Raw genomic sequence first — 21,660 nt, 5'->3', positions numbered from 1 at the left:
CAGCCGACATCAGATTGATGAATATGAAAGGTGAGCATGGGCAACGGCCAAATGATGCTGTCGTTTGGCCGTTGCCAAATTCGGATGGACTACTTGCTCGCCTTGGCGATTGCTTCGCTGTAAGCATCGAAGATTTGCTGGCCATTTGGAGTTTTTTTGATCCAGCCGTCGACGACGGTTTGCAGGCGCGCGTCCCACTTGGCCTTTTCTTCGGGCGCAAGGTTCACCATCTGCTGGGAAGGATCTCCCAGAGCCTTGGCGCGGAGCTTATCGTTGTTCGCATCGAACTGCTCACCCCAGAGCCGGGAAAAAGCCTCCCCCGAATTGCTGTCGATCGCTGCCTTCTGTTCGTCCGAAAGGGATTCGTATTTCGCCTTGTTCATCACGACCATGATTGGCGAGGTTCCCATGTTGACATCGACGTGAAACTTCGCGGACTCAATGACGCCGAAAATCGTCGCCGCGACCCATTCGTTCACCGAACCGCCGACAAGCCCGCGTGACAAAGCCTCGCTGAGGTTGGAACTTGTGATCCCGCCAACAGGTGTCGCCCCGAGAGCCTCGATCGAGGCCAGCAACTGCGGACCCGCTCCGCGAAGCCGCACGCCCTTGAGCTCATCCAGATTTCCGATCTTGGAGGTGGTGTGAAGAATGGTCGGTGCGGTCGAGAACATGCCCAGTATCATCACACCGTCCATGCCCACGCCCTTGAACATTCCCTGCTTCACCATCCTGGCACCGGCGAGCGAACCGATCGTCGCAGAGGGAATTACGCCAGGCAATTCCATCACTGTTGTTTCGGGGAAAGCGCCCGGCGTGTAGCCGGCAACAACATAGCCGATGTCGGCGATGCCGTGAGAGACCATGTCGAGGTGCGACGCGGGATCCCGGCCCAAAGCCCCGGACGGAAACACTTCCACATCAAGCGTGCCGTTGGACGCGTCCGTGACATTTTTTGCCCAGACCGCAATAATGTCCTTGTACAGGAAAGAAGGCGCTGGAAGACTGGTCACCAGTCTCAGTTTTTCTGCCGCATAAGCGCTGGCAGATACAAATAGAAGCGTGGAACAGGCGACGCTGACCACCGATACTATTTTCGTAAAAGCTCTAAAGTTTGACAATCTTTCCTCCCAAAGAAAGTTATACTACGTCTAATTCCATTCTCTTTCACAGGAAATCGAATCCTAAAGAGAGAAGAAGCCCAGCTGTTCAGAGATGGCGATCCCGGAGAACTCCTCAGCTGCCATGAGCGGCCGCACTCCAAAAACATGCCGTCCCCTCCACTCATTCTGCCGCCGCTTTCGAGGCAACGTCGCCTTTTGAGCAACGCCTGCTCGCTCCTCCAAACTCGCCTTCAATTCCCTTATGGCATGCCAAACTAATTGATCGATGGCAAAACGCAAAGAGATTTATTGATTTTTTGCAAAATGGCATGCTATTTGGCATACACATACGATTTACACCAAGCTGGCTAGCTCTTAACGCGGCCGGTCAGCTCCCCACAAAAGGTCGGTTTGGTGTAGAAGGTGAAGTCTGAAGCGCTGGAGAGTGATAGGTGGCACATTCGAACGGAGAGTCGCAGAGCAAACTCCAGATGCGGGCTGGAACGCTCACCAACACCGAAATCGTGGCGCAGAAGCTCCGCGAAATGATACTGGGTGGAGAACTGCCGGCAGGCAAACGCGTGCAAGAGCGGGACATTGCCGAGACGTTCGGCGTTTCTCGTACGCCGGTTCGCGTCGCTCTGGGCATGCTGGAGGCCGACGGCCTTGTTGAAGGGCACCCGAACAGAGGCTTCACCGTCTGCGAATTTACGGTTGACGATATCCTGTCCGCATATGACGTACGCAGCGCCCTCGAAGGTCTCGCCATCCGCACTGCAATGGAGGAGGGGCATCTGAACGGGAGGGCCCTGGAAGTCTTCGAAGAGTGCATTGCCGAGTGCGATGACCTGTTGTCAGGTGCGGGAACGTCGGCCGAGAAGCTGTCGCGATGGACACGTGCGAATGAGAAGTTCCACCTCAACATCATCCAGGCAGCCAATCGCTCCACGCTCAACAAGGTCTATGCGAACCTCAGCCGTATGCCTCTCGTTTCACCGTCTACCTTTCTTTTCACGTTGAAGAAGGATGAGGACGGATTGGCCCGCATGGAAGAGGCGCACGGAGAGCACAAAGCGATCTTCGGAGCGGTTCGAAGAGGACAATCGTCGCGCGCGGAAAACCTCGTCGTGGAACATGGCCACACGGTCAGGGAACGCCTGCGGGAGATATTCGAGTGCGATCTCCAGGTGCGCGAAATGTTACCGCCGGCGGCCAATGTCCGTACTCTCAGGCGGTGAACCGGGCATCTTCGCCCGCGTCTGAGGGCACCGGGAACACGGCACACCTTACCGAACAACCAACCAGGACCGGGCCAGATTCAAAACGAACGGAATGTCCGAAAGGATGCCCGTCGATCTCGTCGCCCTCGCGATATTTACACCGCCATAGGAGGAACACATGAGCGAAACCGTCATATATGCCTATCCGGGCGCCTGCTCACGGGTGACGTTGTCAGCACTCGAAGAGGCCGGCGTTCCGTATGTCGACCAGTGGGTCGACATACGCGGAAACCAGCAATACAGCCCCGAATATATTGCCCAGAACCGGAAGGCGAAGGTCCCTACGCTCTCGGTTGACGGCAAGATACTGACCGAAAATCCGGCCATTCTGTCTTACCTGCACCAGATTTACCCCGACGCCGGCTTACTACCCCGTAGCGGCGATCCGTATGATGATGCCCGGGGGCTGAGCGACCTTGTCTGGTGCAGCAGCATGCTGCATCCCATGGTACGCCAAATCAGGAATCCCCAGAAATGGACGAAGGGCGACGTCGACGGGATTGCGGAGGACGGACTGGAGAAGCTGAACAAGGAAGCCAAGTTCGCCGAAGAAACGCTGTCGATTTCCACATGGTGGTACGGCGAGCATTGGTCGATTGTTGATGTCTACGTGTACTGGGTGTTCAGCACAGCGGCAAAGGGTGCATTTAACCTGGAAGATTATCCCTCTCTGACAGCCCATGCCGAGCGGGTTCGCGCACGCCCTTCATTCCAGCGGGCGCTGGCGCGAGAGCAGGCGGCGGTTGCGAAACACAAGCTGAATATGGACGCATCAAAACTCTGACGCATCCAGGCGCTGGATCCCGTTGATGCGGACCAGCGCCATGCCCCCCAATTTCGCTTCAGAAAAGCACGCTCAGGCCCGCGGTACGGGAAATCAATCGTTCGCCTGTTCGATTTCGATGTCCAGCTTTTCGACCTGACTGGCGATGCTGCCGGCGGTTTGAACGAGCAGATCACGATAGTTTGCCACGGCCGTTTCGAAGCTCAGCGCCGACTTGATCCAGACCATCGTCAAGCATGCAATTACGCGCTTCTTGAAAACGACCGGAGCCGAAATGCTCATGGTTTCGCGTCGAAAGCCCTCACGACGAAATCCGACGCCCAACTCCCTGCATTGGCCCAGTATCCTTTCCAATGGACCATCCATGGTCACGAAAGGCGGTTCTACGCCGAGCTCAACGCTCAGGGCGGCCAGGACGTGTTCCCGCTCATCATCGGGAGAAAAGGCCAGATAGGCTCGCCCGCTTGATGAATTGAGAATGGGCAGACCCAAACCGACCATCCCATGATCGAGAGAATACGGACTGAGATTATGTGTGGATTCCCGGATCTCCATGACCGAATTGCGGAATGTAACCAGATCAAGTGGCCAGAGAACCTGACGACCCAGCCGCACCATTTCGGGAACAGCCGTTTGAATGACCCAATCTTCATCGCGAAAGCCGGAACTGAGCGACTTCGCATGAACGGCAACGCGCCAGCTGTCACTGGTCTGGTCTCTTACGATCAAACGCATCTGCTCCAGAGTTTCCAGCAGCCGGTAGACGGAGGACCGGGGGATCTTCGCAATGGCCGCGATCTGTGCAGCCTTCAGACCGTTCTTCTGGTTTATGATCTGTAGTATTTCGATACCGCGCTGCAGCGATCGCACGTAATTGTCTTGCGTCATGTTAGCTACAGACCCGCGCGTTCCGGAGAAAGTCCGCCTTCAGGCAAAATATCGCATGCGGCATGGCAACGGTAAAGTTTGGGCGCATCGATACATCTATCATGACCGTATTGCGGGGACAGCGCGATGGCATGCCGCCGAAGGCGGCCTCCGGGCAACCGGTCGGCAAAAGACGCGCCTGAACCCGACAAGGCCCGTGATCGCCTCGATCTGCGGCGGACGCCCGCAGCACCATCACACCACTCATGGTCCATCCGCACTCTGCCGGCCCGCAACCGTGCTCCACAATTGCGTTGATGATTGGGGAAGCTGGTCACCACGCCAGCAGACATGGCCATCCGGCCGCACGAGCACCAGCGGTTTCTCATAAAGCACACCGATTTGCTCTTCTTCAATCAGATGCATTTCGGCAGGTATGCCCATGCGTTCGGCCTCGGCAAGGAACGCATCGGTTCCTGCTGTTTTGCCGAAAGCCAGAAGGACATACCCCCTGCCGAACAGATCCAGCGTTGAACGGCCAGCATGCATCCAGGCATGCGGCGCCCGGCCGCCGGGATATGTTGACGGGCGATAAAGCATGTGATCGTCCGGCGGCTCCAGACTGTGATCCGGAATGCAGATCGGCGATTGACGATATCGATGTCCCAGTTGAATTCCGGCCGTTGTAAACTCCCGGTAACGCAGGGCGAACAGGAGGTCCCTCATCCGCTGGCGCGCTTCCTCTCCCTTCTTGTCATCGTCTTCCAAGTGCGGCTCCGGAACGATCATGCCGTCGAACACCCGGTTATTTGCCGCTTCGTTGGTATTGCGTGTTGCGATCGGTCTGCGTTCGATTTCGTAGCTGTCGAGCAAAGCCTCTCCACCCCAACCCTGCAATCGCGCGGCAAGTTTCCAACCGAGATCTACCGCATCACCGATACCAGTATTGGCGCCGAATCCACCCTTTGGCCAACGGAGATGATTTGAATCGCCAAGCAGAAACGCACGGTTGTCCCTATAGCGCTCGGCGACGACGCGGTGACCTGTCCACGGCTGGGCCTGCATCACCTCGAACGCGAGTCCCTGGCCGATGGCCGCTGCGACCACTTCTTTCGGGTCAAAATCCCGTTTTTCTTCCGTGTACATGGAGAAACGCCATTCATCACGGCCGTCGACTGCCGTGAGATAGGCACGATTGTCATGGCAAACCGTATGTACTTGTGCCATGTCCTGCCCGAACAGGCTCTTGAGCTTATCTCCGAGGCCGGGGCAGCGGAAGTATACCGCAAAATTGAACCCCTCGCCGAAGTTTCCAATGTAATTGATGCCCAGTTGTTTGCGAACGGTGCTGCGCGCGCCGTCGCATGCCCCGAGATATCGGCTGCGTATCCGAAACGTTTCTCCGGTCTTCAGGCGTTCAACCGTGGACGTCACATATTCGGAATCCTGTTCGAACGAAATCAGCCTGTGACCGTATCGCAGATCGCCGCCGTTCTCCTCCGCGGCCTGCCGCAATGCAGAATCGAACCCTTTTTTGGGATAGAACAATCCGCCTTCCGGCGAATACGGATCCTTCACGGGCGCTTGTGCATTGGACACGCCCGGAAACAGTGCCAACGGCCAGCCGTCTACGGTGGTGCAGAATCCCATGTTCCGCGGATAGTCGGGCGATATCGCGTCACCGAAGCGCACCCGCTCGGCGATGCCCCAGCGGCGCAGATGTTCCATCGTGCGCGAAAAGATATTTTCGCCTGCCGGGAAGAAGATCTTGCCCTCCCCCTCGTCGACAAGGACATAGTCGATATCGTGATAGCCAAGCTCGTTTGCAAATGACAACCCTACCGGGCCTGCTCCGACGATCAGCACGTCGGTCTCAATAACTTCTGTCATGTTCCTACCCATCGTCATGTGGCATGCATGTCGTCGCTTCACGTATGCCGGTTTTGGTCAGCATATCGCAGCGACCCGATTTTCCCGGACGATCAGGACGCGCCTTCAAGTCCGGTCGTCCCGGTTTCCCTCCCGTTGTCTTCAGATATCAAAGCGCCCTTGACGGAGGCCAACTCCAACTCCGATCTGCTGACCAAGACCGCGTCCCGATCGGCATAGATCCAGTCGCCGCGATTGATGGTGACGCCACCGAAACGCAGTTGTTCTCCAAGCTTGCCCGAGGTCGCATGCCATCCCCGCCTTGCGGTCGTGCCAAGCGCCTTCACGCCAAACTCCATGGCATCGATTGCCAAGCTGTCGCGAACCGCCCCATTGATGACAACACCAGCCCAGCCGTTAAGTCTGGCGATGTCCGCAAGACGATCCCCCATCAAGCCGGTCGTCAGTGACCCCTCGCCGTCCACGACAAGGACACGTCCGTTGCCGGCAGTAGAAACCGCAGCGAGAACCGGCGAGTGATCCTCGAACGTCGAAACCGTCTCCGCCGGCCCGAAGAAAGACCTCCATTTTCCAAGGCTTCTGAACTGCAGAAAACAGACGTCCACCTCGGCATGGAAGGTATCGTAAATATCGGCGCAAGAGATCGGCGATATGAAGCTTGATGCGTGAAGGTCACGCCCGGTCGGCTCTGTCATCAAATCAGCCCCTCTTCGTAATGGCGGCTGGATGCTTTGACGATCGGTCGTCTGCTGCAACGAAACAACGCAACATCGTCGCGGTCGATTGCCCCGCGACATGCCGATGTCTGCGCCAGACATTTCCCTTTGGAATCTTCCAACTTCTGCTCCTCCTGCTTGCCGGATTGCGATGCTTGCCCCCTCAATCCCGATCCTCATCAAAAATGCGCGGATCGGGAGATTGCTTTTTTGCAATTCTATTTCGTTGCAGTATTCTCTTTTTTAGATAATATTGCAACGTGAAAACTTGGAGGAGAATGCAAATGTCCGATACCGTCGCCCAAGCTGGCGCCTACCTTCACCACGTTGCCTTCGAAAGCGCCAACCCGGAGAGGCTTGCGGCATTTTACGGCAGCGCCATGCAGATGGAGGTGGAACAGATCTCCGATACGGAATGGCGGTGCGAAGGACCGGCCCGCCGCATGATCGTCTTGAAGGGGGAAGACCGGAAGCTCGGTTTTTCCGGACTTGCGGTGCGAGACGCCGACGGTCTGGAAATGATCCGCGAGCGAGCGCGGTCGCAGGGCGTTGAAATGTTCGAAAGCCCGTCGCCCTATTTCAGGGACGGCGCGTTCGCCGTGCGCGATTACGACGGCAATGTCGTTGTGTTCGGACTATCGAAAGCCGCTTATGTGAAAGCAATGGGCTGGCCCCGGGCAAACAGCGGAAAACCTATCTGGGGCCCAGTTCAGCACATGACCTATCGAACACAGAATATCACCGGATTCTATGAATTCTATCACGAGAAACTCGGGTTCCGTATGGTTGACCGCGTGGTGCGCGAGGACGGATCGATCGCTACGATTTTCGTGACGTCCAATCACGAGCACCACACCATTGCCGCGTTTGATGGCGACCGCACTGGCATGGATCACCATTCCTATGAAGCCGGGGAATGGAATTATCTTCGCGACTGGTGCGAGCATTTCGCCAGCAAGAATATTCAGTTGATATGGGGCCCAGGTCGGCATGGACCTGGCCATAATCTCTTTGCTTTTGTCGCCGATCCGGACGGCAACTGGATCGAAATTTCGGCTGAGCTTGAAGTCATTCACGACCGCCCGTGCGAAGACTGGCCGCACGAGGCGCGGTCCCTCAACACATGGGGCAAGGCCATTCTGCGATCATAGGACGCTTACGTCTGCTTCAGGGGTGCGGGTGCTCGACACTGCGTGCCCCTGAAGTCTTATCCGGCTTCAGGCGCCTTATGCCATGCCGCCAGAAACGACCTTATGCTTTCGACCTTCTGCGCAAGCAGAGCAATCACTCCGCCAAGTTCTTCCTCGGTGACATCATCAGTTCTCACCACGAGACTGAGCGAAGCCTCGAGCCCGAGCTGCCGGTCGAAAAGCGGAACGGCAATGCCCATTGCACCCGGATCGACCTCGCCATGCGATATCCAGTATCCCTGCTTTCTCGTTGTAAAAACATCCTCCAGAAATCGGCTCAATGATTGCCCCGTCAATTCGGTTTCACGCTGGAGGAAGCGCTTCAGACGGCGTGATTCGATCACGGAGAGGATGGCGCGCGATGTCGCGCTTTTCGTCAAAGGCATGGGCAGCCCTCTTTCGAAGCTGCTGGTCAACTGCATGCCTGCGCTATGCGCATCGGCGACGCACATGACCTTGTTTCCATAAAGCCGTGCCAGAATCGCCGTGCACTCAAACCCTGCCTTCTCGACAAGGTCTGCGAGAAACACATCACCCGCGCGCAACAGGGGATCAGTTCGCCTCAAACGGCGTTCGAACTCCAGGAACGCCGGACCCAGTCGATATTGGGCGTCGAGGGTGGCCTCAAGAAAGCCAAGCGCCACGAGTTCCCGGACCCATTTGTATAAAGTGCTGCTGGCGATATCGAGCTGGCTCGCCAAATCGGCCACGGTCCAGGCCGGCTTGTCTTCCGTAAACTGATCGAGCATCCTTGTGTAGCGTGATCCGCCCTTGGTGGCCATTCTCGAACTGCTCTCCGGGTGCATAAGCGCAAGGCTTTGCCAATGCCATGTTTCGCGTTTTCAAGTCCGCGGTCACCCCCTATTAGTCGAAAATCAGCCGTGATGCCAAGGCAAGTGACCCATCCAGATGCCAGTTCGGCAGCGTACTGAAATTGAGCGGAGAACGTTCCGCGACGCATCGCAGCTGGACAAGCCTACCTTTCGCTACCCGAAGGCCGCTTGCTGGCCATTCAATCGTGGCGGACTTCAAGGATTATCTTGCCGATATGGCTGTTGTTTTCCATCATGCGATGGGCATCGGCCGCTTTGGTGAAGTCGAACTTGCCGTCGATCTGAGGCCGCACCTCGCGTCCGAAGAGCGGCCAGACATCCTTGCGGATCATATTGGCGACGGCAATCTTGCGCGCCATCGGCAGCGGGCGCAGCAGCGAACCGGTGATGCGAATGCGCTTGGCCATGATCTCCCGCAACGGAACGCCGAGATCGGCTCCGCCACCGCCGGACAGATGCGCCATCATACCATCCGGGGCCATCATCTTCAGATCCTGGGCCAGGTGTGCGCCGGCCGAAACATCCAGAAGTGCCGATATGCCCTTGTTGCCGGTGGCCGCCAGAACCTTGTCCGCAAGCTCTGGGTCATCGTAACGAAAGGCGGCCCTGGCACCGAAATTCAGAGCTGCCGACACTTTCTTGTCGCTGCCGCAGGTTACCAGAACATTATACCCTAGGGCCGACATTGCCTGCAGTGCGATGTGACCAACACCACTTGTGCCGCCGTGAAACAACGCAAACTGATCTTTCTCAAGCGCCATCAGATTGAAGAAGTTCCACCATGTCGTGAACACGGCTTCCGGAATGCCAGCGGCCTCGGCATCGGACAGTGAAACGGGGGCCGGCATCACCAGGCCGGCATTTGCGACGACATACTGGCCATATCCGCCGCCCTGGACAAGCGCCATGACACGCTCGCCTTTGGCGACGCCGCCCACGCCTTCGCCTACGGCAACGATGGTACCGCAAACCTCGAGCCCGGGAACGGCCTGGCCATCGCTGTGCTTTCCCGCCGCACGCTGATGCACGTCGTGCCGGTTCACGCCTGCCGCCGAAACCCGGATCAGCACCTCGCCGGGGCCGGGACTTTGAACGGGCACCCGCTCGGCGACGAGGACTTCGGGACCACCGGCTCCTTTGATGATGACTGCTGTCTGGTATTCAGGATGCAGCATTCAGCACGGTCTTTCTCGCAACGATTTCGTCTCCAGACGTGGAATTCCGGCCAATTGACTTGCGAAGCGCGGCAATCAGGGCCTCCGCATCGCCGCCTTGGGAACAGCGCCACGCCACATGACCGTCGGGACGAATGAGAACTGCCCCCTCATCCGAGACGCCATACAGTTCTTTCCAGGCGTCCAGGTCGATTTCAACATCGAGGTCGCTTCCAAGCAGATAGGCATTGACCTTGGGCAGTGTCTTGCCGTCCACGTCTTCGAGCGCCGCCTTCCAGGCTTGCCCCTTCGGGCCCGCGAGAAGTGTGAAGGAGCCGAGATCGAAAAGGTCGATGATCGAAATGTCCCGGCCGTCGAAATGTGCCGGAATATGCGGAGCGCGGTGACCCGGACGCGCCGTTGGCGTGTAGGTCTCAACCTCGACTGGCGGCGCGGGCGTTCCATCTCCAGTGACGAGGCTGGACTCATAGCGAAAACCGAAAGTCTGGCCCGGATAGTCGAAATGCGCGCGCTGCTCCGGAATGCCCTCGGCAAGCTTCGCCCGGTTTGCCGCACCCGCGGGTCCCTCAAGTTTGGACAGGAGCTTGCTGTCATTGAACAGCATTCCCGACAGGCCCTTCTTTTCCATGGCCCGGGCATTGCGCGCGCTCTGCTCGACATTGAATTTGGCGACCGGTCGGCGCTCCGTGTCATAGGTCTCCAGCAAACTTTCAGGCGCCAACCCCTTGAGCACGAGAGCCAGCTTCCATGCCAGGTTATGAACATCGGCAACGCCGGTGTTCACCCCTTGTCCGCCGGTCGGCGGCAGCGGGTGCGCGGCATCGCCGGCGAAGAAGACCCGCCCCGACGACATGGCGTCGACAATACGGGCCTGCATTCGCCACGGCATGATATTCTTGATCTCGATTTCGATATCGTCTGTGCCGATGACCGCATGGAGGATGTCCAAGCAGCGCTCTCCGGAAAAGTCATGCCGCGTCTCGTTATCCGCATAGCCGAAATTGTAGGTCCAGCGATGGCGACCATCCAGAGAAATGAGCACGCCTGACGTCTTGGAATTGTATATCCAATTGAGCAGGTAAGGCCGGTCTTTCACATATTCCCAAAGATCGGCGTGGAAATAGATCCCGATTTGCTGCCCCATCGATTCGCCGCTTATGCCGACACCGACGGCATCGCGCGCTTCACTGCGCGTACCGTCGGCGGCAATCACGTATTTTGCCTGGGTGCTGCCGGAACTGCCGCCGGCGTCCTCCCATCTCAGCGTGGCGGCTTCATCCTGCTGTTCGATGCCGATGACATTGCAGCCGAAGTTCAGCGATACGCATTCGAAGCCTTCCGCATGCTTACGGATCACCGGCTCCAGCCTGTCCTGCGGGCAGGAGCGCTTCAGCATGGGACTCTGAGAGCGCTCGACGCGGGCCCATTCAGGGTCGCTACGCGTCTTGATCGCGCCGATCTCATCGCCAAGAAGGCTGGTGACGAACCCGATACCGGCGTGTCGTTCAAGTGGAAGTGCCTCTGCGTCGACACCATCGGCCATACCCATCATTCGGAAAATTTCCATGGTCCGGGTGTTCACCACGTGACCCTTTGGATGAAAGGCCGTTGTCTGGTTGCGCTCGAACAAAACACAATTGATGCCAAGTCGGCCCAGCAGGCTTGCTGCAGTCAGGCCGACGGGGCCGCCACCTATCACGGCGACTTCTGTGCGCGTCGGTATCATCGTTGTCCTCCCAGCTTCCTGGCGATTGTTCTGGTTATTCGTCGGCAATGACGTTTCGGAGCGTTCCGATACCGGAAATCTCGACCTCGACCTGATCGCCGGCTTTCATGAACACCTTTGGGTCTCTGAAGAATCCGACCCCGCTCGGTGTCCCCGTTGCGATAATGTCGCCCGGCAACAGCTCCGTGATCGTGGAAAGATAGGCGAGCAGATCCGGCACCTTGAATGCCAGGTCGCCAACCGAGGTCTGCTGCATGACTTCACCGTTGAGCCGCGTGACCAGAGTTTGCTTGTCGACGTCACCCAACTCGTCGGCCGTGACGATCCACGGTCCCATGGAGCCCGACCGGTCAAAGTTCTTGCCCCCCCAGAATTGGGTCGTATGCCGTTGATAGTCGCGGATGGATCCATCGTTGAAGCAGGTGTATCCGGCCACGTGATCGAAGGCCTTGTCCTTCTCAATGGCGCGTCCGGCCTTGCCGATGACAACCGCAAGCTCGCCCTCGTAGTCAAACATGCCCGAAGCCTTTGGCCGGATCATGGGCTGGTCATGTCCGACCAGTGTCGAAGGATAGCGGGTAAAAATCGATGGATACTCAGGCTTGTCCCGGTCGGTCTCCTTGATGTGGCCCAGATAATTGAGCCCGATGCAAATGATCTTGTCCGGGTTCGGAATAGTCGGGACCAGCTTGACACTGCCGATCGCCAGTCTTTCACCATCGGCAGAAGTCAGCGCCTGAAGATCATTTGCCCCGATTAGCGCCTTCAGATCGGGATGTTTTCCACGCAGCGTGGCACCCGCGTCTCTGATCGTGTCGCCTTCGATCACCCCGTAAGATGCAGTGCCGTCCGGTAAAATGAATGATGCAACTCGCAATGTCGTCTCCTCTTCGTTTTTTACTGATCTGAAATAAGCTTCCTATTCGGCACGCACGACGCTATCGAGCCATGCACAATTCGGTTTCGGATCGGGAGCGCGGAAACCATCACGGGCGGTCTTGTGCCGCATCTCGCGCATCCGAATTCTGACCGCATCGTCTTCGGGAAGATAAACGCGCTCATGCCCCCAGGTTGAAGGCCCTTCATGCGTTTCGAACGGCTTCCAGGTTTCGGGATCCACCACCTGAGCACCCCAGCCATATTCCACGAAGAACTTGGACGGCGTGTTGGTGTAGAAGCTCATCATATGGTCGTTTGAGTGACGGCCGAGCGTGTAGGCGATCCCCTCGTCACGCTGCTGGGCTATGTCGTAGCCTTGGCCCACATCGTCGAGCGACAGCAGTTCGACCATGAAATGATGGATGCCCTTGCGGCCGGAACCGACCATCGCAAAACTGTGATGGCGTCCATTCACGTGGAAAAAGTAGAGTGGGTAGGGCGTCAGTCCGTAATCGGTCACCTTGAACCCGAGTATGTCCCTGTAGAAATGCAGTATGCCCTCGACGTTAGCCACATGCAGTACGGCATGACCCATTCCGAGAGACCCTGTCTTGAAACCGCTGATCGGCCGTCCCGACAGGAAGGGATCGCTGGCAATCTCGGGTCCGCAGAATGCTTCCAGACGGTTGCCGTCCGGATCATGGAAGGAAATCAGCCGGGCAACGTGACGCTGGTCCGCCAGCGACGCTCCATGCAAGGTCACAGGGAACCCCGCATTCTCGAGCCTAGCCGCCAGAGCTTCAAGATCTTCGGATGAGGCGACTTCCCAACCCATGAAGGCGAGGTCCTCCTCGCCTTCGCCGGTCACGATCAGGCGCTGCTTGCGATCATCCATCCTGAACATCCGCATGGGACCGCCCTGATCCACCTTCTGCATGCCAAGCAGATCCGTCGCGAAGCCCTCCCAATCGCCGAGCTTCTTGGAATTGATCCCCATATAGCCAAGTGAAATAATCGACATGCGTCCACTCCTCCCACCCGGCATTTACTGCAGCACTGCGGTAGCAAGCCGTGCATTTCAGGCAGAAGCCGGGACCTATTTCCTTCTCACATGAGGCACAGTACGGACGCCATCCGATTGAAATCCAGTTGAAATTCAAACTTGTCCGACTGCCGGACAATGAATAGCCCAGAGTTTCGTAGACACCCTCGAGTGCTCGTTCATCGACGCTTTTGCCGCCTGGTCGGATATCGATTGAGGTCGGCAACTCACGGCATTTATTCCAGCAGACATTTCAAAGTCTGGAGGAGCCATGCACAAGCAGCCGGGAAGGAGGGCCGCCGTGTCCGGGTCATCTCTTGCACGGGGACTGCGGCCGGAAATTCTGGCGCTCCTGGCAGCAATGGCGAACGGCACGATCGGGCCGTTCAGCCGCATTGCCTTTGAGGCAGGCGCCGGCCACGCCGAGATCGCCTTCTTCAAGTGTTTCGGCGCCTTCGTTATCGCCGCATCGATCTGTCTTCCGTTTGCCAGGTACCGCCGGGGCCTGATCGAGCTCCGCCACAAGGCGCTTCCTCTCTGCGTGTTCTCGGCAACCGGGATTGCCGGCGTCTATTTTCTGGAGACCTGGGCCTATCGTTCGGTCTCGATGGTCGCGCATAACCTTGGCCAATGGCACGGTTCTGGTGCTCGTGTCGATGGCGATGGGACTTGGCGTGAGCCTGTGCTCGACAGCCATCATCCATGTCGAACCTGTGTCCGCAATTGATCGGCTTTTGGGTGCACTGTCGGCAAACTGACGTGCTGCCATCGCTCAGATTGCCGCCCTTCTGGACAGAATTTCCGGCGATCCTGCCAAGCTTCGAGTTCAGCACGAAAATCCTGAAAACTGGACTGGCCCCGGCCTGCTCTAGTTACCAGCCATCCGGGGTATGGCCTCAGGTCAGCACCCGCCGCCACACGCATCTCGACAGCATCAGTTCCGAGGCATTCGAAACCGCCGCAGCGTGTGGCTCTGAAATGTCTGCCAAACCGGTTACAGTCCAATCTGCGTTGCCAATCTTTACGATTGCCGTCTCTATGAGCTGTAAGTTCCACTGATTGTGGCGCCCAATTGCGAACGATCAACGATTTGGGCGAGAGTGCAGCTAGCCTGCCGGAATTCAATCAATCAGCATCAGGAGACCCGAGGTGTCAAATCAGGACGATTCTAATGTTCCTTACCACGCTTTGACCCTCGAATACGCCCTCGAAAAATTGCGGGTGTCGCCTACTGAAGGATTGGGCGAAGGCGAGGTTGAGCATCGGCGCAAGCAGTTTGGGAAGAATACGATCGAAGCCAAGCGAACGGCACGCGTCCTTACACTGATCATTCACCAGCTTCGCAGCCCTGTTGTTCTTCTGCTTTTGGGTGCCGCCGCGCTAGCAGCCTATTTCGAAGAATTTGAAGAGGCGATCGCTGTCGTAATTGTGCTGGTGCTCAACACGCTGATCGGATTTTTCACCGAGTTAAAAGCAGCCCGCTCGATAGAAGCATTGAGATCCATGGAGTCAAGGACTGCGCGTGTGCGCCGAGATGGCCACGACAGGACGATCCCGGCGGAACAATTGGTGCCGGGAGATATCGTTCTTCTCGATGCGGGTGATGCCGTACCTGCAGACTTGCGGCTAATTGAATGCGCAGGCCTGCAAGTCGACGAATCCACCCTTACGGGCGAGTCCGTCGCCATTGCCAAGTCCCTTTCGCCGGTACCGACCGAGGCAAGGCTTGGCGACCGGCATTCCATGCTGTTCAAGGGTTCTGCTCTCACCCGCGGTTCAGCGACTGGAGTTGTGACCGGCATCGGTCTTGCAACCGAGATCGGCCAGGTCTCCAAACTCGTCGCAGAGGCCGGACCCAGCCGTTCGCCGATTGAAAGGAAACTTGCGAATCTTTCATCGCAGCTCGTCTGGGTGACGCTGGCGCTCTCGCTCCTCATCGCGGGGGTCGGAATTTTGAACGGGAAGGATATCATTCTGATGGCGCAGGCCGCGATCGCACTTGCCGTTGCAGCGATCCCCGAAGGCCTGCCCATTGTCGCGACGCTCACCCTTGCGCGCGGGATGTGGCGGATGGCTCGGAAAAACGCACTTGTCGAGTATCTTCCTGCCGTCGAAACACTTGGCGCAACGACTGTTATCTTGACTGACAAGACTGGCACGCTCACTGAAAACCGGATGTCAGTTCGCCGCATCTGGCTACCAGGCGGCGAGGTTGAGACAACCAGAAGTCCTGCGGCGGTGCAGGCCAACGACGACAGCCAGCTTGCGGCCCTGTTTCAGGTTGCCGTGCTGTGCAATGACGCCGCGCTCGACGAGTTACGATCAGAAGGTGCCGGAGATCCGATGGAGGTGGCACTGCTGCGTGCCGGGCTCGAAAGAGGCTACTCGCGCAGGAAGCTGCTGGAGCGTTATCCGGCCGTGAGAAAAGTGGCCTTTGACAATGTTGGTAAGATGATGGCCACGATCCATGATCACGGGCTCGACTATCTTTATGCTATCAAGGGTGCTCCGGAAGCGGTGCTGCGAACCAGCAAATTCATGTCGTTCGATGGGCAACCGCAGCCGCTCTGCGCCGATGATCGAGAGCTTTGGCTCAACCGCATCGACGAACTTGCACATCGGGGATTGCGGGTGCTTGCCTTGGCTGCAAAGACTGAAAGAAGGGATTGTGTCGATCCCTACGAGGGCCTCACCTTCCTTGGATTGATCGGACTTGAGGACCCGGCCCGTCTAGATGTTGCGCAATCCATTGCTGCCTGCCACCGAGCTGGCATTAAAGTCGTCATGGTCACCGGTGACCATGCCGCCACCGCGCGCAGCATCGGCAAGAGCGTCGGCCTGCTTTCCGATGACGACAGTGTTGCTGAGGGTGTCGAGGTAGCGCAGCTTTCCGCAAACGGAAGTGACGAACTCTCGCGTATTGGAATATTCGCACGCGTGAGTCCCAAGGAGAAGCTTGATCTCGTCAAAGCGTATCAGGCTGCAGGGGAGATCGTCGCAATGGTGGGCGATGGGGTAAACGATGCACCAGCGCTCCGTCAGGCGGATATCGGCGTTGCGATGGGCATGCGTGGCACGGATGTCGCCCGTGAGGCTGCCGCAATGATACTGATTGACGACGCGTTTTCGACAATCGTCGCCGCTATACGCGAAGGACGGATCATTTTTGCCAATATCAGGTGTTTTACTGCCTATCTTCTGGCGTGTAACCTGACAGAAATTCTTGTCATCGGCGTTGCGGTCCTCTCCTCGCTGCCATTGCCGGTATTGCCGTTGCAAATCCTTTATCTGAACCTGATTACGGACGTGTTCCCCGCCTTTGCGCTGGCACTTGGCGAAGGTGACGGCAATGTGCTTGAGGGGCCTCCGAGAAGGCCGCAGGAACCTATACTCGGTCAGCCGCAGTGGATCGAAACTGTTTTGCATAGCATACTGATGGGTGCAGCGGTTTTTGCGGCAATGGGTGCCTCCGTGTATCGGGGCGACAATAGCGATGCGACAGTCACAATCACATTTCTAACGCTCGCATTCTCGCAGCTCTGGCATGTATTCAACATGCGCTCTAGCGACGCGCAGCTGATCAACAATGGGATCACGCACAACCCCTGGATTTGGGCAGCACTCTCACTCTGCTTGTTTCTACTGATCGTTCCGGTCTATGTGCCAGTTCTCGCGAGCGTGCTGGGCGTCATTGTCCCGACACCGGAAATGTGGGCCATCATCCTCGTCTTCAGTGCACTTCCCATGTTGCTGTGGCAGAGCCTTGCAGTGTTTCGTCTGCCGGTCCGCAAACAGCGGTAGTGAAAATCAGGATTCTGCATCAGGGGGTAGACCACCCCCAAAAATCTACCATGCAGAGACACCAATAACATGATATTTTCACTCAAGTAAAATCATCCTATGACGGAGAGACGCTGCCAGCCTTCGCTCTCGCGACACAAACACAGCCCGAACCGGCAAGCCACGTGGAATTGGAGAAGAGATGCTTGACCATCACAGTTGCAGCGGCCATGGGCAATTTCCTCCTGGTCATATTCCCGGCGCATATGGTCAAGTCCCTGGATACAGACCGGCATGAACCTGATCGAACCGCATCGTTTCACCCCCTATGAGCCGGGGCACACGACCTCGGTGACACTGCCCGGACTTCGCGACACCCATGTCGAGGTGCTGCGGATCAATCCGGAACTCGTGCTGGCACACAGCCATTTCTCCCCATCCATCCGGCATGACGACGACATCCGCCGCCCGGAGGATCAACTGATTCTCGCTTTCAACCTTTCGGGCCGGATGCTGCTGATCGATCCGCAGGCCGCAGCGCATGAGATCACCGGCGGACAGGGCTGGATCATCCGCTCCGGCGGCAGAAGATTACGGCGGATCGTCGAGCAGGGCGACGGTTGCTCGAACCTCGTCATCGCCCTGGCCATCTCCCGGATTTCGCCGGCGCTTGTGAGCGTTCTGGAACACTCACTGCCGCAAGCTGCTCCGTTTCGGCGCCTGCGCCTGCCAGTGCCCGGCAAGACCACGCTCGAGACGCTGCTCGACGGGCGCACCGATCCGGCAGCGGTGCTGCGCAAGGAAGGGCAGTGCCTGGCCCTGATTGGCCATGCGCTGGAAGAACTCTCGGCCACGCCAAACCTCGGCAATGCAATGGGTGACAATACCCTGTTCGTTGCGCGTGTGACGGCATTTCTGTCCGAGCGCCTGGACCAGACGATTACGATGGCAGAGGTCGCGCGCGAAGCGGGCCTGAGCCATGTAACGCTCAATCAGGTCTTCCGGTCGGAAACCGGCATGACGGTCTTCGAACATCTGCGAAACCTGCGGCTGCAAGCGGCCGAACGCCTGATCCGCCTCACGGACCGCAGCTTCACTGAGATCGCGGCAGAATGCGGCTTTTCCGATGCAAGCCATCTGTCGAACGCCTTTCGCAAACGCTATGGCGTCACTGCCAGTGATTGGCGACGTGTGGGCGCGAGAAAATCCTGACCGCTTTCGTCATATTCAAGAGTAATTTCGTCAACTTCAAGATTCGCACGATCAGCCATGGCACGAACCTCCACGAAAAGGAGGCCGTGCATGTCCCAATATCACTTGTCCCGATTGTTTTTGAGCAGCAGCGCGTTCTTGAGTCTGCCCACCCTACTGGCTGGAGGTCTTGTGGCGAATACGGCGCTCGCAGAAGAAGACACGGTCTATCTCGATGAGATCACCGTTTTCGCCGATGGCAGGCAGGAACTCGCGCACAAGGTCGCGGTGACGGCAACGGCGCTCAGCCATGACGAACTGAAGCAGCCGGTCTCACCCGATCTCAGCGCCATGGCGACCCGTTCCGCCAACACTGTCTTCCAGCGCGCCAATTCCCAGGAGCGTCTGGTGGTTCGCGGTATGACGTCCTTTGACAACGCGCTCGCCGATCCGGTCGGCTATCTGGTGAACGGCGTGGCGCTGCCGATGGGCACGATCCAGTTGCCGCACTTCTTTGGCGCGGAGAATGTGACGCTGTTGAAGGGGCCGCAGGGCACGACCTTCGGGCGCAACTCGGAAGCCGGGCTTGTGACCTTCGAAACGATCAAACCTGGCAGCAGCGAGGGCGGCGAAATCAATCTCGGCTTCTCGGGCTCCGATGCGGGGGCGTCTCCGATTGGCGGCAATGGCTCGGTTCTCTGGTCGGGTCGCGCTGCGGATGGCCCCGCGCTGGTCTTCGGGGTGGAACATGCCCGCGATCCAGGCGTGATCTCGAACCCCGTCACGGGGGCCGATGACGGCGGTAAAAACCAGCGCACCACCGGCTTCGCCGGAGTGGAATGGGATTCGCTGGATGGAAGCTATCTGCGACTGACCACGCTGGTCGAGGACCAGAAATTCAACAAGGAACAGTTCCGCTATGTCTCCGGCCCGCTTGCAACCGACCGCTATGAAAGCGTCTATTCCGACCCTTCATGGGAGCAACGCCGCACATCCGTCACCGCGCTGGAATTTGGCACCAGCTTTGAAGGGTTCGATCTGACCGCGATTACCGGCCTCACCACGTTCGACCGCGATTTCGTGCTGGATTTCGACGGCTCTCCTCTACTGCTCGGCGTCACCGAGATGGATCTCAGCGATCGCACGATATCCCAGGAGGTCCGCCTGACCTCGACCAGCGAGGGACCTGTGAAGTGGGTGGTGGGCCTGAACGCCTTCAGTCAAGATACGGATGCCGATTTCAATCTCGGCTCCATGTCGACCGACCGCCATACCGAGATCGACCAGATTGGCGCGGCGGCTTACGGCTTCGCCGAATACGCGCTTGCCGACCGTCTCCGCGTCGGAGCCGGGCTGCGGGTCGACCACATCTCGTCCGATGCCTGGCAGAGCTTCACGTCACCCTTGGCGAAGCTGCGCTATGAGGGCAGCGACAGTTCGACCACGGTTCTGCCCAAGCTGACGTTGGCCTATGACCTCTCTGACTCGACCCTGCTCCATGCAAGCTATGCCCGCGGCTATATGCCGGCGGGTTACAATTACGGCTTCGCCAACAGTGCCGACAGTCTGACCTATGCCGCGGAGTACAGCTGGAGCGCCGAGATCGGAGTGAAGCAGGAGTTCGCCAATGGCGCTACGCTGAACCTTGCCGCGTTCCACACCACCGTGAAGGACAAGCAGATCACCGAAACCATCCCCGGTGCCGCGCAATACATTTCAAACGCCGGCGAGACTGAAAGCTATGGCATCGAGGCGGAACTCACGGCCCCCTTGGGCGCGGGCTGGGAGATTGCCGTCAATGCAGGCTGGCAGCGAGCCCGGGCGACCTCCTTCCGCACGACCTCCATGGATCTGACCACTGGAACACTGGTTCCTGTCGACTGGTCCGGCAATGCCCTGCCCATGGCGCCGGAGACCACCTGGGGCCTGGCAGTCACACATCGGGGAGAGGTCTGGCGCGCGCAGGTCAGCTTGAACGGATCGGGCAGCTATTGGTTCGATCCGGGCAACACCGTGAAACAGGATGGCCTTGTCACGGTCGATGCCGAAATCTCGCGCAAGCTGGGCAGAGGTGAACTGACGCTTTGGGCGAAGAATCTTTTCGACGAGGAATACTACAGCACCGCCGCCTCCACGATCCGCGGCGTGGTGGTCGAGGATGGCAGCCCGCGCACCTTTGGCATGAACTGGAAAATGACATGGTGAACTCTGGATGTCAGGCCGGCATCGGCCTTTTGCTGCAAACACTGGAAGGCCCGATCCGCTACGCGCTTCTGGACTGGGCGCTGGAGAGCAAAGTGTTCGACGTTTGCCAAAGCCCCCTGGCGCCGCATCAGCTGGCAAAGCGCATGGATCTGCCCGAAGGGCCACTTACCCTTGCTTTGCGCGCCATGGTCGCGGCCGGGTTCATGGAGGTCAGCGACGCGGGTTATCGCACTGCGCCGGGGATTCTGCCTTTCGTGGCAACGGACAGCCCGCGCAGCATGGTCGAGACACTGCGCATGATGGCGAAGACGCGGCATGCCGGCATCGATCAATTCAGCGCCCTGATGGCGGGGGCAACCTTCGCCTCCGGAACGAAGCTGTTCGACGATGCGCATTGGGATGCCCATTACCGCTCCCTGGCGGAATTTCACCGGGCGATCGCCGCAGATGCGATGGGCCCCTGCCTGACCGGCCTTCCCGAATGGCCGAGTGCCCGGACCCTGCTTGAGATCGGGCCGGGGTCATCTGCGCTCGCCGTGGGCCTGCTCAAGCAGCGTCCGGACCTGCGGATCACCTTGTTCGATCTGGCCCCGGTGGCGGAGCGGATCAGGGCGGAGACCCCTGACCTGCCGATCACTGTGTTGCCCGGAAACTACAATCAGTCCCTGCCCGACGGGCCTTTCGACATCGTCTGGTGTTCGATGACGCTTTACTTCCACGACAGTGGCGTGCCCGCACTGATCTCCAGGCTGGCCGAGCGACTGGCACCGGGTGGCGTACTGGTCAGCTTTCACGAGGCGCTCACGGATCATCGCACGGCACCGCCTGAGCATGTTTTAGGGCGGCTGATGCCGGCACTGCGACAGGGTGATGTGTCCTTCACCGATGGCGAAATCGCCGATGCCATGGCCGGGGCCGGCCTCGTCCGCCCGACTTCACAGCTCCTTTCCATACCCTTCGGCCGCTTCCGTCTGGATGCCGCCCGCAAAGAGGCCTGAC

General features: G+C 58.3%; 17 protein-coding genes. 8 read left to right on the top strand and 9 right to left on the bottom strand.

All coding sequences use genetic code 11. The features are described from left to right. Positions 1-89: 89 nt before the first annotated feature. Positions 90-1,085: a TRAP transporter substrate-binding protein gene (locus ACU5AY_RS02220; protein WP_446827816.1), complete on the bottom strand. Its 996-nt coding sequence runs from the start codon at positions 1,083-1,085 to the stop codon at positions 90-92. Between the two features lie 470 nt (positions 1,086-1,555). On the opposite strand from ACU5AY_RS02220, the gene ACU5AY_RS02215 reads away from it, so the two are divergent. Next, positions 1,556-2,341: a GntR family transcriptional regulator gene (locus ACU5AY_RS02215; protein ID WP_446823159.1), complete on the top strand. Its 786-nt coding sequence runs from the start codon at positions 1,556-1,558 to the stop codon at positions 2,339-2,341. 160 nt (positions 2,342-2,501) lie between these two features. Then, positions 2,502-3,167, top strand: coding sequence for a glutathione S-transferase family protein (locus tag ACU5AY_RS02210; protein ID WP_446827815.1), 666 nt, complete (start codon positions 2,502-2,504; stop codon positions 3,165-3,167). Positions 3,168-3,260: 93 nt separating this feature from the next. On the opposite strand, the gene ACU5AY_RS02205 is transcribed toward ACU5AY_RS02210, so the two are convergent. The 3 genes from ACU5AY_RS02205 to rraA all read right to left on the bottom strand — a co-directional run bounded on the left by ACU5AY_RS02205 (position 3,261) and on the right by rraA (position 6,619). Further along, positions 3,261-4,055: a helix-turn-helix domain-containing protein gene (locus ACU5AY_RS02205; RefSeq protein WP_446823157.1), complete on the bottom strand. Its 795-nt coding sequence runs from the start codon at positions 4,053-4,055 to the stop codon at positions 3,261-3,263. Positions 4,056-4,298: 243 nt separating this feature from the next. After that, entirely contained in the window at positions 4,299-5,924 is a 1,626-nt protein-coding gene (locus tag ACU5AY_RS02200) for an FAD-dependent monooxygenase (RefSeq protein ID WP_446827814.1), read from the bottom strand. 92 nt (positions 5,925-6,016) lie between these two features. Beyond that, complete coding sequence (gene rraA, locus ACU5AY_RS02195) at positions 6,017-6,619, bottom strand: ribonuclease E activity regulator RraA (RefSeq protein WP_446823155.1); 603 nt, start codon at positions 6,617-6,619, stop codon at positions 6,017-6,019. 305 nt (positions 6,620-6,924) lie between these two features. Here rraA and ACU5AY_RS02190 point away from each other — a divergent pair, with 305 nt between their 5' ends. Next, positions 6,925-7,791: a VOC family protein gene (locus tag ACU5AY_RS02190; protein WP_446823154.1), complete on the top strand. Its 867-nt coding sequence runs from the start codon at positions 6,925-6,927 to the stop codon at positions 7,789-7,791. A 56-nt stretch (positions 7,792-7,847) separates the two neighbouring features. Here ACU5AY_RS02190 and ACU5AY_RS02185 read toward each other — a convergent pair whose 3' ends face one another. The 5 genes from ACU5AY_RS02185 to ACU5AY_RS02165 form a co-directional block, all read right to left on the bottom strand. Then, positions 7,848-8,612, bottom strand: a complete 765-nt coding sequence (locus tag ACU5AY_RS02185) for an IclR family transcriptional regulator (RefSeq protein WP_446827813.1) — start codon at positions 8,610-8,612, stop codon at positions 7,848-7,850. 230 nt (positions 8,613-8,842) lie between these two features. Continuing rightward, the gene (locus ACU5AY_RS02180; RefSeq protein WP_446827812.1) at positions 8,843-9,838 is read right to left on the bottom strand and encodes an NAD(P)H-quinone oxidoreductase; all 996 of its coding nucleotides are present in this window, start codon (positions 9,836-9,838) and stop codon (positions 8,843-8,845) included. Next, positions 9,825-11,564: an FAD-dependent monooxygenase gene (locus ACU5AY_RS02175; protein ID WP_446827811.1), complete on the bottom strand. Its 1,740-nt coding sequence runs from the start codon at positions 11,562-11,564 to the stop codon at positions 9,825-9,827. Before ACU5AY_RS02175 ends, ACU5AY_RS02180 begins: the two co-directional genes overlap by 14 nt. 34 nt (positions 11,565-11,598) lie before the next feature. Then, the gene (locus tag ACU5AY_RS02170; RefSeq protein ID WP_446827810.1) at positions 11,599-12,441 is read right to left on the bottom strand and encodes a fumarylacetoacetate hydrolase family protein; all 843 of its coding nucleotides are present in this window, start codon (positions 12,439-12,441) and stop codon (positions 11,599-11,601) included. Between the two features lie 42 nt (positions 12,442-12,483). Continuing rightward, positions 12,484-13,464 (bottom strand): VOC family protein, encoded by a 981-nt coding sequence (locus ACU5AY_RS02165; protein ID WP_446823149.1) that lies wholly within the window; start codon positions 13,462-13,464, stop codon positions 12,484-12,486. A 322-nt stretch (positions 13,465-13,786) separates the two neighbouring features. Between ACU5AY_RS02165 and ACU5AY_RS02160 the strand changes: the two genes are divergently transcribed. The 5 genes from ACU5AY_RS02160 (at position 13,787) to ACU5AY_RS02140 (ending at position 21,659) form a co-directional block, all read left to right on the top strand. After that, entirely contained in the window at positions 13,787-14,212 is a 426-nt protein-coding gene (locus tag ACU5AY_RS02160; RefSeq protein WP_446827809.1) for a hypothetical protein, read from the top strand. Positions 14,213-14,634: 422 nt separating this feature from the next. Further along, a complete protein-coding gene (locus ACU5AY_RS02155; RefSeq protein ID WP_446827808.1) occupies positions 14,635-17,286 on the top strand; it encodes a cation-translocating P-type ATPase in 2,652 nt (883 codons plus the stop codon). Positions 17,287-17,559: 273 nt separating this feature from the next. Next, entirely contained in the window at positions 17,560-18,477 is a 918-nt protein-coding gene (locus ACU5AY_RS02150; protein WP_446827807.1) for a helix-turn-helix domain-containing protein, read from the top strand. A 138-nt stretch (positions 18,478-18,615) separates the two neighbouring features. Further along, positions 18,616-20,661 (top strand): TonB-dependent receptor, encoded by a 2,046-nt coding sequence (locus tag ACU5AY_RS02145; RefSeq protein ID WP_446827806.1) that lies wholly within the window; start codon positions 18,616-18,618, stop codon positions 20,659-20,661. Then, positions 20,655-21,659 carry a class I SAM-dependent methyltransferase gene (locus ACU5AY_RS02140; RefSeq protein WP_446827805.1) on the top strand — a complete coding sequence of 335 codons (1,005 nt, stop codon included), beginning with the start codon at positions 20,655-20,657 and terminating at the stop codon, positions 21,657-21,659. Before ACU5AY_RS02145 ends, ACU5AY_RS02140 begins: the two co-directional genes overlap by 7 nt. Position 21,660: the final 1 nt, after the last annotated feature.

It is taken from the genome of Rhizobium sp. PAMB 3174 (genome assembly GCF_052908375.1).
This window is presented reverse-complemented; position numbering and strand designations above follow the sequence as displayed.